Origin of the sequence: Megasphaera sueciensis, assembly GCF_050219315.1 — a bacterium.
In the GTDB taxonomy this organism is placed as follows: Bacteria; Bacillota; Negativicutes; order Veillonellales; family Megasphaeraceae; genus Megasphaera_A; species Megasphaera_A sueciensis.
Genome location: NZ_CP116939.1, coordinates 1,018,089 through 1,031,958, shown reverse-complemented (window position 1 = coordinate 1,031,958; position 13,870 = coordinate 1,018,089). Strand labels below are relative to the sequence as shown.

Sequence of the window (13,870 nt, the reverse complement as noted above, 5' to 3'; positions counted from 1 at the left end):
TCCGTACCGGCATTTACGTTCATCAGAGGAAGGAAGGACTTTTTTGAAAGACATATTTGATAGTATTAATAGCGTGCTTGCCTTTGTTGCAGCCGTATCCGATTTTTTCTGGGATTTTCCGACTAATATTGCTTGGTACAAGGCGATTCCCGTATTGGGTAATTTTTCTTTGGCAATTATTGTTTTGGTAGGATCCGGTATTTATTTTTCTATTCGCCTCGGCTTTATCCAGGTTACGGAATTTAAACGGGGTATCAAGCTTTTAGTGCAGCGTCGTACAGCTGAAACGGGAATTTCTCCGCTGGCGGCTTTTTTTCTGAGTTCCGCTATGCGCGTCGGTCCCGGAAATATTATCGGTGTGACGGGCGCTATTTCGGTAGGTGGTCCAGGAGCATTGTTTTGGATGTGGGTATCCGCTTTTTTTGGAATGGCAACGGCGTATATGGAAAGTACGTTAGCGCAGATATTTAAAGAGAAGAAAAATGATGAATTTGTCGGAGGTCTTCCTTTTTATGGCCGACGCCTACTGGGAAATAAAGTGTGGATTGGTATTGCATTATCCTGTGTATACATCTTGTATGCTATGTTTTGTTTGCCGGCACAGGCATTTAATGTCGTATCTTCGGTTGGGGCTATGGGAGAAATTGTTATGGGTACTAGTATTCCAACGGTTTCTGCCTTTTACTATGTTACTGCCGTTGTTTTGTTGTTGATTTGTGCGACTATGGCTTTTGGCGGTATCAAACGGGTGTCAAAAGCAACAGATGCTATGGTGCCTGTCATGGCGGTTGTTTATGTCGTTACCATTGTTGCACTTATTATTACAAATGTAGACAGTGTTCCGTATTTTTTTTCGGCAGTCTTTGGCGGAGCTTTTAAGCCGGAAGCCATTTTCGGCGGCCTTTTTGGGACGGCACTGGTACAAGGGGTAAAACGTGGCCTTATGTCCAATGAAGCGGGCCAAGGTACCATTACCATGGCAGCGGCCGCAGCAGATGCCAAACATCCTTGTGAACAAGGGCTTATTGCTTCTCTGGGGGTGTTGCTGGATACATACATTATCTGTACGATGACAGGATTCATCGTTATTATGGCACATGCTTGGACACAGAATGCGGCTGTATGGGAGACCGCCGGAAAACTTCCAAAATTTCTTATGTCTGTCAATATACTGGCACCCGGTTTTGGGAATGCGCTGGTCACGTTTTTGCTTACTTTTTGTTTTTGTCTATTTGCGTATACGACCATGGTCGGCTTGATTACGTATTCGGAAATTGCTGCCAACCGCATCAGCCGTAATACTGTTTTTATTAATACGGTTCGCAGTTTTGGCATTTTTGTCGCTGCTTTTGGTATTATGGTAAATATTGCTGGGTATGATTTGGGAAATCTTTGGGCATTTTCTGATTTGGCAAATATTACCATCGTGTATATTAACATCCCTCTTTTATATATGGGTGCCAAGTATGTTTTTCGTGCGACGACACACTATAGAGAGAGTGATGGGACGACATTTGATTCGAGTATTGTAGGTATTTCCAGTGAATACTGGGATAAAAAATAAGTGTTGTCAGCTTAGGTTTTTTTGGCGCAATGAATCATCTGTGTGCAGGGGATATTACTTTTTGGATTCTTGAAAATGTTTTTATGGCAGCGTATACTGAAGATAGATATTTTATATAAGGAAGGTATATACATGTTCAAAACGTATTTCATGCTGGCTTTTGCCAGTGCTGTTTGGGGATTTCAGCCTGTATGCGTAAAATGGCTGGTTTCCGAATGGACACCGGTTACCTTAACGGTGGTACGGTATGCTTTTATCAGCTTCTGTTTATTTTTTATCGTATATTTGCGGGAAGGGAAGAATATATTACCGCCTAAGGCAATCTGGGGTAGACTGATTTTAATGGGGTTTTTCGGGGTTTTGGTGAATAATGTATTACAATTCGCAGGCTTGCAGTATACTACCGTTACCAATTGTACGCTTATATCGGCAACGGCACCGGCTGTTACGGCACTGTTGGCTGTTTTTCTCATACGGGAACGGCTCAGTGTGATAAAATGGATTGGCATATTTTTTTCTTTTGCTGGTGTTCTCGCCATTGTCAGTAACGGTTCCATGGAATTGATACGGCAGATAGATTTCAATATAGGCGATATACTGTGTTTTGCTTCACAGGTTTCTTGGGCTGTTTATTGTTTTATCAGTTTGAAAGTTATGAAATATATTTCAGCAGCGGCGACTACGTTCTGGTTTGGCCTTATCGGCGGATTTATGACGTGCTTATATGGCATTGTTTCTGGAACGTTGCAAGTTACACCGCTATCACCGGTGGCACTGGGATCTTTCGCTTATATGGTGTTTCTGGGCGGACTTATTTCTTTATATTTCTATAATATAGGGGTAAAAATGGCCGGACCTAGTATATCGGCTATCTTTTTGAACATTATGCCTGTCGTGGGCATGGTCAGTGGTGCTGCATTATTTAATGACCAGATCGGTCCGATTCAATTGGTCGGTGCGGCGGCTATTATTATAGGTGTTTTTTTAACGACCCATCATTGGAATAGGGCGGAGTGAATATAGTAATGAAACGGCGTCAGCATTTTTACTTTATCAGGTAGTAGTTGAGGAGGAATGAAATTATGTTTACATCAATAGGTATATGCGGTACTGGGAATATGGGGAAAGCGATCATACAGGGATTGGTCGGATCCGGTTTGATAGGGCCCGAACACATTTATATATATAATATCCATAAGGCGAAAGCAGAAGCTATACAGCGGGAATTGGGCGTTTCTGTGGTTGATTCTGCAGCTGCACTTGTCAAACGGGCAGAAGCGGTGATTTTGGCAGTCAAGCCGAATAGTATGGACTCTGTTCTGGCAGAAATCAATGATGTGGTACAAGCTGATACGGTAGTGATATCTATCGCGGCAGGTTTAACGATAGACCGATTGGCGGCTCCGCTCCCGCAGGGAACGAAAATCATCCGGGTCATGCCTAATACTCCGGCTTTAGTCGGGGAAGGCATGTCGGCACTGGCTGTGAATGATGCTGTTACAGAAGATGAAAAAGCAGCAGCGTTAGCTGTTTTTGAAAGCTTTGGCAAGGCAGCATTAGTAGCAGAACAATTGATTGATGCCGTCTGCGGATTAAGCGGCAGCGGTCCGGCGTATGTGTATATGTTCATTGAAGCGATGGCAGATGGTGCCGTTCTTGAAGGTATGCCGCGGCAGATGGCATATACCTTTGCGGCCCAGACAGTTTTAGGAGCTGCTAAGATGGTATTGGAAACAGGCGAACATCCGGGAAAATTGAAGGATGACGTATGTTCACCGGGCGGTACAACAATTGAAGCCGTACGTGTATTAGAAGAAAAAGGATTCCGGGCGGCAGCCGCAGCGGCAGTTGTGGCATCGACAGAAAAAAACAAAGCCCTGTAATGCAACAATGAGAAATTCGGCATATGGGAGCAGATTTGTTTCCCTAATCGTAAATAGTATGATAAAATTAGAACATAGTATCGACTATTTACCCACAAAAAGGAGACGTTACGGTGTTACATATTGAACATTTGACAGTTGCAGTTAACGGAAAAACGATCTTAAAGGACATTAATCTGCATATTGCGCCCGGAGAAGTACATGTACTTTTGGGACCCAATGGGACAGGAAAGTCGACCTTGATCAGTGCGATTATGGGATTTGAACGATATAAAGTCTTAGAAGGAAAAATTCTTTTCAAAGGACAGGATATTACGGCAGCTCCCTGTTATGAACGAGCTAAATTAGGCATTGGCGTCATGATCCAAAGACCGCCGACAATTCGAGGCCTTTCACTGCGGAAAATGGTGGAAATTTGCGGAGCAACTCCTAAAGAAACAGAAAGCATGGCTAAATGGATGGGAATGAGCGATTTTCTGGACCGCAGTGTCAATGAAGGTTTCAGCGGCGGTGAATTAAAACGCAGTGAGTTACTGCAGCTGATGGCGCAAAAACCGGAATTGTTGTTGCTGGATGAACCGGAAAGCGGTGTTGATATCGAAAATATTGCTTTGGTAGGCCGAGCGGCGAATTATATTTTACAGCATACAGACTGTCGCAAAGGGGACTGTCAAAAGTCTTGCTGCGGCAATAACACGGAATGTGAAGATAATAATCCGCTCAAGGAAAGTGGTCATAGCGGCTTGATTATTACGCATTTGGGACATATCCTTAAATATGTGCCGTCCTCTTATGCACATATTTTATATAACGGTACGCTGACTTGCCAAAGCGGCGATCCGCTATATGTCCTGCAGTGTATTGCACAGTCGGGCTATGAACGTTGTGTTCGCGAAACATGCCGGGGAGGTGTGCGATAATGGATAAACACATACTGGAAGAAGCTCTGAGTAAAAAAGCGGCGTTTGGCAATGATATCGATTTAAGCGCATTTGATGATAATAATGATGCCCATGTTTTATCGGCAGAAGAACTGACAGATACGGGAAAGTCAAAATTGGAAAAAGTGGGTATTGATTTACAGGAGGAAAATCGCAGTGCTACGTATGTACAGGTGGATAATGCGGCTGTTGAATCCAAAGTCAAGGAACAAACACCGCTGGAATTGATGAATACCGGCACTGCAGCTAAAAAATATCCGGAATTGGTAGAAAAGTATTGGTGGAAGGCGGTAAAACCTGACACGGACAAATATACGGCAAAAACAGCATTGGAACAGGAACAGGGATATTTTATCCGGGTCAAGGCTGGAACTAAAATTACGGCACCGCTGCAGGCTTGTGTTTTTATGGGTCATGAAGATCAATTGCAGCGGGTTCACAATGTCATTATTTTGGAAGAAGGCGCCGAATTAAATATTATCAGCGGTTGTGCCAGTGACACGTCTGTTGAACACGGTATACATATCGGTATCAGTGAAATGTTTGTCGGTAAGAATGCCAAACTTTCTTTTACGATGATCCATAGCTGGGGAGAACATGTGACGGTCCGGCCACGGACGGTTACCATCGTCGAAGAAGGCGGGACCTATCTTTCTAACTACGTCAACATGGAAAAAGTCGCCGATATTCAGATGTATCCGACGGTACGTCTTGTTGGGAAGGGGGCTGTTACCCGCCTGAATTCTATTCTGGTAGCCCCCGAAGGCGCGCATATGGATATTGGCGGTAAGGCTGTTTTAGAAGTACCGGGGACCCGTGCTGAAGTTATTACACGGAGTATCTCTACAGGAGGAGAAATCATTAACCGCGGTAATTTAACGGGAGCTGCCGAAGAAGTCCAGGCACATTTGGAATGCCATGGATTGATGCTTTCCAAAAAAGGGTATATCCGAGCGATTCCCGAACTGAACTCGGAAACGGATAATAACGAAATGAGTCATGAAGCGGCTGTCGGACGGATTGCTCCTGAAGAAATAGAGTATCTGATGGCGCGCGGCATGAATGAAGAAGAAGCTACGGCGACCATCGTCCGCGGGTTCTTAAACGTCAATATCGAAGGTCTTCCGGATTCGCTGGCAGAACGGATCAATACAACACTGGATACCTTCAGCGTGCAGCACGGCTGTTGATAGCTGATTTGCTGCCGTTAGCGGGATAGACATATACAAAACTGCCGCATAGAGATACCTGATACAGGTGCTTATGCGGCAGTTTTGTGTTTTTGTACAAGCCAGTATGCTGTACTTATGTTAGAAATTGTGCTATTTTCTTATACGTAGCGCAAATTTCATCATAACAGATTTTTTCAAAGTTAAGATAGGAATGTACCATATTGGTTACATTATATAATTCGGTTCGTACGCCATATTGTTTCAGACGAGCGGTATACGCAGCACCTTCGTCACGGAAAGGGCAAAATTGTACGGTTATCATCAAGGTAGACGGCATATGGGGAGAAAGTTTTCCAAATAAAGGAGAGATAGCTTTCCGATTAGGTACATGGTGCAGATAACAATCAAAATACCATTTCATTTTATTTTTATTGGAACCGTATGTATCAATCCCGTTTTCTTCAAAAGAAGGAAGTGAATGGGTCATATCAAGGCTGGGGTATATTAAAATTTGATGTGTGATGGGAATACGTGAATCCTCCTGCAGATGAGAACTGACAACCGCTGCCAAATAGCCGCCGGCACTGTCCCCTGCCAAGGTGATATCCGGCAGATACGGAATATGAAGCTCATCTAACTTGGCCAGCGTTCGTTTGGCAGTTGCTAAGGCATCTACTTCAGCAGCAGGGTACGGATTTTCCGGGGCTAAACGGTATTCAGGTGCTACGACGATATGATTGGTAGCTTTGGCAATACGCCGTAAAATAGGATCATATACCATGATAGAATCAATAACAAAACCACCGCCATGATAATAAATCAGTACCGGCAGCGGCACCGTACCTGCTGTTGGCCGGTAAATACGGACGGGTACGTCATATTCTCCGCATTGGCTTAAAACGGCATCTGTAACGGCGGCCATTTTTACTTTTGGCAATTCCTGTGAAAAGGCAAGGCGCAGAGAAGCTTCCCGCATACTTGCCGGAGTCATGACGAAATGCGTAGCAGCAGCTTCTTGTACATTCCTTTTTATAAAAGCTTCTAATTCTGGTTTTAGCTGATAGTGTTCCATTAGTACACCTCACATAATGTAGTCTTTTATCATTTTAGCACAATAAAGACTAAAACAGAATACTTTTCTTGTCATTGCCTTATTTTTCCATTATAATAAAATAGAAGTAAAAAAAGAGGGGGATGTTCATTGGAAGAAATACTCATTCAAGATGTTTGGATGGTAGCGCAGGTTGTGTTAATTGATTTGGCTCTTGGCGGTGATAATTCTATCGTTATCGGCATGGCTGCTAAAAATCTGTCGCCGCAGCTGCAAAAAAAAGCAATATTATACGGTACAGCGGGAGCTATTATACTACGTTTTTTGATGGCACTGCTCGTTGTATGGCTATTGCAGATCCCCTATTTGAAAACGGTAGGCGGTATCTTGTTAGTTCTCATTGGTGTTAAACTGATTGGCAATCAGGACCAAAAAGAAAATTTGAGTGTAAAAAGTAAAGATACATTAATGGGAGCTGTAGAAACAATCGTGGTTGCCGATGCATTGATGAGTCTTGACAATGTGCTGGGAATTGTGGGTGCCACGGGTGGGCACATGGGACTTCTGGTATTTGGCATGCTGATCTCAGTGCCAATCATTATTTTCGGAAGTACGATGGTTATTAAAATCATGACACGGTTTCCCAGCCTGATATACATTGGCGGTGTCATTCTCGGCTGGGCTGCCGGTGGTATGTTGGCAACAGATGCATCGCTGCCTTTTGCTGACGGCAATGGTACCGTAATCAAAATTTGTTTGACTGTGCTTACCTTATCCGGGGGCTTCGCTTGGAAGCACTGGCATAAATAGGATATAATATGCACAAAGCGTCCCGTAAGCAGGGACGCTTTTATTAAAATTATTGCTTGACATTTTTTCAAAATATGAGATAATATGTAAGTCAGGTAACGGGGCGTAGCGCAGTTTGGTAGCGCGCTTGGTTCGGGACTAAGAGGTCGCAGGTTCGAATCCTGTCGCCCCGACCATAGTTACACGTTGAGTGTTTATCCCGAAGACACTGCATAATTTCATATATGCAACAATGTGTAAGACGTGGAGAGATGTCCGAGCGGCTGAAGGAGCATGATTGGAAATCATGTATAGGGCGAAAGCTCTATCCAGGGTTCAAATCCCTGTCTCTCCGCCATATAAATAGTTAGGGCCTATGTTTATAGGCTCTTTTTTTATTGCCTAAAAACAGGTTGACTGCCAGATATCATGCTCCTTTTGACTGTCATTTGACTGACACAGATAAATCGAGTATCTTTTCTATAAGTGATTGTTCCATATCAGGAGTTACGTGTGAATAGGTATCCATTGTGACTTTAAAAGATGAATGACCGAGTCGTGTTTGAATTAATTTAAAATTTACACCGGATTCCAATAATAACGTAGCATGGGTATGCCGTAGGCCGTGAAACGTAAAGTCATCCGGTAGTTTTAACAATTTTACGTATTTTTTTAACTTACGGGATACATAAGCGGGGAATAATGGTAATCCATTTTGGGTTGGGAATAATAAATCGTTATCTTGATAGTTTAATGTGGCGAGTTTTTCTTTTTGCACACATACGATCTGTTTCTTGATATAGGAAAAGGTGATATCATTCAGTGAAATGGTACGGTGACTGCTTTGATTTTTCGTTGTTGGCGTGATGTATGTTTCCTGATTATTATAATGGAGTGTCTGCTCAACCGACAATGTGTGTTTACGGGTATTAATATCTTGGATCCGTAGTGCTAAAATTTCTTCACGCCGTAATCCTGTATTGGCTGCGACATAAATCAAACGAAAATATTCTGAATCGTCAATTGTCGCAAGCAACCAGCGTAATTGGGTAAGTGTCAATACTACCATCTTGGATTTCTGTACATGTGGCTTTTTCACACCGGCCATTGGGTGACGATATAGTAATCCGTCGTTTACTGCAAGCGTCAACGCTGCTTTAAGTATAACGTGGATGTATTCAACGGTGCGCTTGGACTTTCCATCAATAACCTTTTTGTCGAGAAATTTACGGATAATGTTAGGCTGTAAATCAATTAATGACATATCGCCAAGTGCTGGCTTAATATGTATACGTATAATACTCTCATAGCTTGAATACGTTGCTTGGGACATTCTTGTTTTGGCATCGATAAGATATTATTCATCCATCCAGTCGGAAACAGTAACATTTGCGTCCATATTGGGCGCTTTTTTTACGTTTTCCATAAATATATCGCGCTTGGCAGTGGCTTTATTGCGAGTATTACCATAAAATAATGTCTCTTACCATGGTATGTGTATGTTACTTTATATCTCCCGTCTTCTCTTTTTTTAAGTGCCATATTATCAGCTCCTTTTAGTATAAACAAAGAATTTTGTAGGAGGCAGCTAATGAAAAATAATATGAAAAAAAGTGTTAAAACCATAGCAGGATCATCTAAACCTTGTAAGGATTGTAATTGCAATCATTGTCATAATACGGCATGCAGGAAACATAGCTGCTCATTTTGTGGTAAGAAGGGGCAATGGTACCCATTACAGGAAAAATGTAAACATGTGTGCTAAAGGAGTGATATCCCTTGATAAAAAAAGGACAGCGGACGCAAAAAGATCCCAAGAAACAAACAGTACAATTTATATTCTATCATAAACAAGTACTTAAACGGGCTGTCCGGGAAGCGCGAGAAGAATCACTTAGTATGGTCGGTCACACGGGCGGTTCAGGTGGTCATGCTTTTGTTTCTGATTCTACCGCAGTACAGGGTATTAAATTAGCAACGAAATTAAAATATGTAACACTTCGGGATGGAATTGTGATTGATAATCCCGGAAAGTGGATTCGGGTGATTGACTCCACGTATGACAGCTTGGATGATATCGAGCGTAGGGCCGTAAAGATGCGGTACGAGGGCAGTTATTGGCGACGGATATGCGATAAGCTGAATATGGGACGGACAATGTATTACAAAATTCTCGAGAAAGCGGATAACCATGCGATCGAGATTGCAATTGATTTGGGACTGATACATGTAGTTTGAATACAGAATATTGAAAATGGAAAAATGGTTACATTGGAATAAATCTTTGATAACCGTTTTTTCATTAGTATCTGTATTTTTTTGTACTTGACAGTTACATTTTCTCGGCGTATCTTTTAAATCAATATAAATATATATTTTTAAGATTAATAGGGAGATAATTCATGGACGATAAAGAACATAAAAAAATTGAAAAAATCTTGGGAATTTACAACAACCCCATATCTAAGATATTACGATTTTGGCTATTAATGGGAAGTACTGTATTTCCGCCTTTATCTATTCTTTCTTATGTTGTCGATGATGTTGTTCACAATATAGAAAATAAAAAGGTGCAAGAGTTAATTGTGGAGCTAAAAAACAGGCAAATGAACATGGAAGATTTTTTAAACAAAGTTGAACAAAGCCAAGAATGGGAAGAATTAGTGCAGCATGCAGTTGTTAAGGCTATAAGATGTAGCAAACAACAACAAATAAGATTAATAGTAGATATATTGCAAGGAAAATATGAGGCAGATAATGAAAATAGTATGTCTTTTGGTGATGCGGAAGATTTGATTAATATTGTAAGTGAGCTAAGCACAAATGAGGCTCAATGCCTACGTGAGATTTATCAATATTGCAACAATAATCAAAATGATGATTTTACCTATAAGGATATGCACTCTGATATTGATAAAACTATGTTTTGGTTTGGAAGATTGAATGGGAAAGGCTTAATACGAAAGAACGAAGAGAAAGGGCAACCAATTAGAGCTAATCGATTTATTTTAACGGAAGCTGGTAAATCTCTTTGTAAAGTATCGTTTAAATATGAAATATAACAGTAAATACTTCCTTGATGATAAGTAGAGGAAAATTATATGACAAATATAAATGAATTGATTGAAAAAGTCAGGCAACAGAAGATAATTTTATGGGTTGGCGCAGGTTTTTCTTTATATGCTGGAGCCCCGAGTGGTAATAAGCTTATGAAAGATATTATCAAACATTCAACAGGGGATGAAAAGACAAGCCTTGAGGAATGCACCCAAACGCTTGATTCTGTTGCGGAGACTTTCGAACAACTCTATAGTAGAGCAAAACTATTAAAAGTTTTAGAGCAGGAAACCATTATTCCTTATCAAAACGTTATGTATCATAATATGATAAGACAAATTCCACAAATAACGAATATTGTTACTACTAATTATGATACATTATTTGAAACTGTATATCAGGATGATATTAGTGTTGTTTATGGAAATACATTATTACCCCAGTCGAATAATAGAAAAGTTAAGTTGTATAAAATCCATGGCGATTTTTTAGATCCTCAATCAATAATCATTACAAAACACGATTATACGAATTTTTTCTCCCCAAGCAGAATATGGAATCCATTATGGTCTACAATTGTTTCTCTTTGTGCGCAGCATTCGATTTTATTTATAGGGTACTCATTAGAAGATCCTAACGTTGTCCAACTTATGGATATTTTGAAAGAGAATTTAGGAAATACACAAAATATTAATTACTTTATAGGGCCGCAGCTTCCTTCACATAAGCAAAGATCTTATGAAAAAAATTATAAAATAAAATATATTGAAGCAACAGTAGAAGAAATTATACCTATAATTCATAAAAATATTAAAAGAAACTTGATTACAGATACATTACAAAAAAAAATAGAATATTCTTCTGTATCTAAAATATTTCAAGATAATGGTATTGATCCTGTATTTGAAATGAACCAGGGAAATATATATTTAAGGGGGATAAAAAAGACTACGGAAAAGTCACTTAAAGGGAAAATTGTTTTTAATACAACATCTGATGATTACTTTAGTGATTTATTGAAGGGAGAAAGTTTTGAGAGTTTTAATATATCAAACAGTAATGTTGTTGAGCTTGATATAAATGGAATTAATTTGCCGTATTCTTATGAAGGAAGTTTAGTAATACAGGCAACGCCTATAAAAACGTATGAAGGGGATTTGGTTTTTAAAAATAGCGAATTAATTTTAAACAACGTAAAATGCAAGATTTATATATCGAGATCGGGAAAATTAAAAAAATTATCAATTGAGTGTAAATGCCTTAATCTTGTTTATCAGAATAATATAAAAGAAGATTCCATTAAGGTTTCCTTTACAGTTCCAGAAGATATTAATTTTATAAACACTAAAATGGCATTTGATTTTTTATATCATTGGATCTGTGAAAAAAATCCATGGACGTTCCAATCAACAGATAAAACATTTTCTGATGATGGGGAAGAGGGCATAGGATCTCACTTTTCTAGTGAGACAATAGAATGGATAACGAATGCACACCAGGTGTATTCAGCTTTATTTGCAATACAAATGCATTTTCATAAATGTTTTAGGAATCCTATTCAATGCCTATATAAATCTGATATAAATAAAATTCATGTTTTATTGTCTTATATTGAAAATAAAACAGATAATATTACAAAACTCACTGCACGGGTTGATTTTATGGATAACTTTAAAATAAACTTATTATATGCCCCGATTCCACTCAACATAGACCAACAATGCAATACAATTATATTGTTTGGTGAAGAATTTCGTATAAATAAGACATATACTATTTATGGCGATGATGTATATGCTGAGAATCTTGATGAAGTTATTGAATTGTATAAACAAGGACAGCATAATATTCCGATTGTCCTCAAAAGTAAATCTAATAATTTGAAAGGTGAATGGAAATAAACGTTGGGTTAATCCCACGTTTTATATAAACCTTCGTGTGGTGTAAAGTAAAATTACATCATACGGAGGTTTTATTATACATGTTTACTACGTAATATTTTATGTCGTAATAAATATTGACATTTATATCCTTTAATAATATTATGAGAACATAAATTATATCAATATGTCTTATTACGTAAGGAGGTAAGCGATGACTACGTATGACATTGCACGTACATTAGAAAAACAGTTTAGTAGTAAGTACAGACGTTTTTCCGGTTTTGTGAATGGAGGTGTATTGTGGGATAAGTGTATGGAGGCTATTAATAATCCTCAGCTTATGACACATATTAAATTTTGTAACGATGTTATGAAGATTCCGCCAGTCAAGACTTTTTTAATGGCTATGCATTTAACAGCCGAGGATTTTACCAAGACAGACCGTCAGGCTTTAGGTGCTATTTTTGGTTTTATCTTTAAAGATATATGGAAATATAGTGACCAAAAACGAGTTTCTTGCCGAATTTGTGGTATACAAACAGCGAGTTTGTTTGGAAGGAAAGAAGGCGAATGATTTATGTTGTATTCTGTTGACAGTGGGAAATATGTAACTCGAATGCCGCATAATAGAGAATTTAACGCATGGAGGAAAAAATTAAACAGTATTGATTATGATAATATCAAAAAGGCATTAATTAAACAAATTACGGAAAATGATATCAATACATCAAGCTGGATGCCAGGAAGTGATTGGACAGGTACTGTGTACGAAGCAATTTATCATGCTTGTGGTGATAATGTGGAGGAAGCTGGTAAATTTTTTGGACTTATCCTTTTTGATATATTAATGGATTATGAAGGTATTGTATGGGGATTCGGAAGATATGAGAAGGATGGCATACCTATAAGAGGCATGACATATTTTATATTAGATAATCCACCTAATAGGTGAATATTCATTAGTATTTTTTGAGAAAAGGAGTGAATGATTATGACTTTACCTAAAGGCAGCCATGCAGTTATTAATCCTCAAGCTAAATTAAGACTTGCTAATCAAGCAGAAATTATGGCGTTTATACAAGGCGCAGTTTATTCTTGGTGTGTTTCTTCGGGACATACAGAATTTTCTTCCACCGTTTTATTCGGAGGGATTAATAAAGATTGGAATGGAACACCGCTTCAGGCATTATATAATTGGCATATTCTTAATAAAACTGCGGATTCACATGATGGAGCAGGAAAAGATGTTGGGAAATTATTATATAAATTTCTTTATGAGGATGAAACCAGAAGTTTTGAAGAAAAAACACAACAGACTACAACATATAATCAATCTAATGAATACAGATGGATTTAAATGTTGGAGCATGAAGACAATTAAATTTACTCTCTCTTATTCGCGGAATAAGAGACTAAAATACATGTTATACTATATACAGTAGAATTATGTAAAACACTACTACAAGTAATGAGTTTGCATAGGTCTATGATTCAATGCCTCCTTTCTGGATAGCCGTCACTTGATGCAGT

General features: G+C 39.1%; 14 protein-coding genes and 2 tRNA genes. 14 read left to right on the top strand and 2 right to left on the bottom strand.

From position 1 onward, the window contains the following. The first annotated feature begins 43 nt into the window (after positions 1–43). The 5 genes from NXG62_RS04960 (at position 44) to NXG62_RS04940 (ending at position 5,578) form a co-directional block, all read left to right on the top strand. Positions 44–1,564, top strand: a complete 1,521-nt coding sequence (locus NXG62_RS04960) for an alanine/glycine:cation symporter family protein (protein ID WP_427113854.1) — start codon at positions 44–46, stop codon at positions 1,562–1,564. A gap of 132 nt (positions 1,565–1,696) precedes the next feature. Next, on the top strand, positions 1,697–2,581 hold the full coding sequence (locus NXG62_RS04955) for a DMT family transporter (RefSeq protein WP_427113853.1): 885 nt from the start codon (positions 1,697–1,699) through the stop codon (positions 2,579–2,581). A gap of 65 nt (positions 2,582–2,646) precedes the next feature. Continuing rightward, positions 2,647–3,447 carry a pyrroline-5-carboxylate reductase gene (gene proC / locus NXG62_RS04950; protein WP_427113852.1) on the top strand — a complete coding sequence of 267 codons (801 nt, stop codon included), beginning with the start codon at positions 2,647–2,649 and terminating at the stop codon, positions 3,445–3,447. A gap of 113 nt (positions 3,448–3,560) precedes the next feature. Continuing rightward, positions 3,561–4,367: an ABC transporter ATP-binding protein gene (locus NXG62_RS04945; RefSeq protein ID WP_427113851.1), complete on the top strand. Its 807-nt coding sequence runs from the start codon at positions 3,561–3,563 to the stop codon at positions 4,365–4,367. After that, positions 4,367–5,578 (top strand): SufB/SufD family protein, encoded by a 1,212-nt coding sequence (locus tag NXG62_RS04940; RefSeq protein WP_427113850.1) that lies wholly within the window; start codon positions 4,367–4,369, stop codon positions 5,576–5,578. The genes NXG62_RS04945 and NXG62_RS04940 overlap by 1 nt, the downstream gene beginning before the upstream one ends. Before the next feature lie 115 nt (positions 5,579–5,693). On the opposite strand, the gene NXG62_RS04935 is transcribed toward NXG62_RS04940, so the two are convergent. Next, a complete protein-coding gene (locus NXG62_RS04935) occupies positions 5,694–6,632 on the bottom strand; it encodes an alpha/beta hydrolase (protein ID WP_427113848.1) in 939 nt (312 codons plus the stop codon). Positions 6,633–6,761: 129 nt separating this feature from the next. On the opposite strand from NXG62_RS04935, the gene NXG62_RS04930 reads away from it, so the two are divergent. The 3 genes from NXG62_RS04930 (at position 6,762) to NXG62_RS04920 (ending at position 7,758) form a co-directional block, all read left to right on the top strand. Continuing rightward, positions 6,762–7,421: a TerC family protein gene (locus NXG62_RS04930; RefSeq protein WP_427113847.1), complete on the top strand. Its 660-nt coding sequence runs from the start codon at positions 6,762–6,764 to the stop codon at positions 7,419–7,421. A gap of 99 nt (positions 7,422–7,520) precedes the next feature. Then, positions 7,521–7,597, top strand: a tRNA-Pro gene (locus tag NXG62_RS04925). Between the two features lie 69 nt (positions 7,598–7,666). Then, a tRNA-Ser gene (locus NXG62_RS04920) sits at positions 7,667–7,758 on the top strand. 87 nt (positions 7,759–7,845) lie between these two features. Here NXG62_RS04920 and NXG62_RS04915 read toward each other — a convergent pair. Then, positions 7,846–8,751 carry a tyrosine-type recombinase/integrase gene (locus NXG62_RS04915; protein ID WP_427114243.1) on the bottom strand — a complete coding sequence of 302 codons (906 nt, stop codon included), beginning with the start codon at positions 8,749–8,751 and terminating at the stop codon, positions 7,846–7,848. A gap of 428 nt (positions 8,752–9,179) precedes the next feature. Here NXG62_RS04915 and NXG62_RS04910 point away from each other — a divergent pair, with 428 nt between their 5' ends. The 6 genes from NXG62_RS04910 to NXG62_RS04885 all read left to right on the top strand — a co-directional run bounded on the left by NXG62_RS04910 (position 9,180) and on the right by NXG62_RS04885 (position 13,697). Beyond that, complete coding sequence (locus tag NXG62_RS04910; RefSeq protein WP_427113846.1) at positions 9,180–9,638, top strand: hypothetical protein; 459 nt, start codon at positions 9,180–9,182, stop codon at positions 9,636–9,638. A gap of 164 nt (positions 9,639–9,802) precedes the next feature. Then, complete coding sequence (locus NXG62_RS04905; RefSeq protein WP_427113845.1) at positions 9,803–10,462, top strand: hypothetical protein; 660 nt, start codon at positions 9,803–9,805, stop codon at positions 10,460–10,462. Positions 10,463–10,501: 39 nt separating this feature from the next. Next, the gene (locus NXG62_RS04900; RefSeq protein WP_427113844.1) at positions 10,502–12,358 is read left to right on the top strand and encodes an SIR2 family NAD-dependent protein deacylase; all 1,857 of its coding nucleotides are present in this window, start codon (positions 10,502–10,504) and stop codon (positions 12,356–12,358) included. A gap of 193 nt (positions 12,359–12,551) precedes the next feature. Further along, on the top strand, positions 12,552–12,914 hold the full coding sequence (locus NXG62_RS04895) for a hypothetical protein (RefSeq protein WP_427113843.1): 363 nt from the start codon (positions 12,552–12,554) through the stop codon (positions 12,912–12,914). A gap of 3 nt (positions 12,915–12,917) precedes the next feature. Further along, a complete protein-coding gene (locus tag NXG62_RS04890) occupies positions 12,918–13,292 on the top strand; it encodes a hypothetical protein (protein WP_427113842.1) in 375 nt (124 codons plus the stop codon). A gap of 39 nt (positions 13,293–13,331) precedes the next feature. Further along, positions 13,332–13,697, top strand: a complete 366-nt coding sequence (locus NXG62_RS04885) for a hypothetical protein (RefSeq protein ID WP_427113841.1) — start codon at positions 13,332–13,334, stop codon at positions 13,695–13,697. Positions 13,698–13,870 lie beyond the last annotated feature (173 nt).

Coding starts and splice junctions, on each gene's coding strand:
- NXG62_RS04955 (WP_427113853.1), top strand. CDS start 1,697: ATGTTCAAAACGTATTTCATGCTGGCTTTTGCCAGTGCTGTTTGGGGA.
- proC (WP_427113852.1), top strand. CDS start 2,647: ATGTTTACATCAATAGGTATATGCGGTACTGGGAATATGGGGAAAGCG.
- NXG62_RS04940 (WP_427113850.1), top strand. CDS start 4,367: ATGGATAAACACATACTGGAAGAAGCTCTGAGTAAAAAAGCGGCGTTT.
- NXG62_RS04935 (WP_427113848.1), bottom strand. CDS start 6,632: ATGGAACACTATCAGCTAAAACCAGAATTAGAAGCTTTTATAAAAAGG.
- NXG62_RS04905 (WP_427113845.1), top strand. CDS start 9,803: ATGGACGATAAAGAACATAAAAAAATTGAAAAAATCTTGGGAATTTAC.
- NXG62_RS04900 (WP_427113844.1), top strand. CDS start 10,502: ATGACAAATATAAATGAATTGATTGAAAAAGTCAGGCAACAGAAGATA.
- NXG62_RS04895 (WP_427113843.1), top strand. CDS start 12,552: ATGACTACGTATGACATTGCACGTACATTAGAAAAACAGTTTAGTAGT.
- NXG62_RS04890 (WP_427113842.1), top strand. CDS start 12,918: ATGTTGTATTCTGTTGACAGTGGGAAATATGTAACTCGAATGCCGCAT.
- NXG62_RS04885 (WP_427113841.1), top strand. CDS start 13,332: ATGACTTTACCTAAAGGCAGCCATGCAGTTATTAATCCTCAAGCTAAA.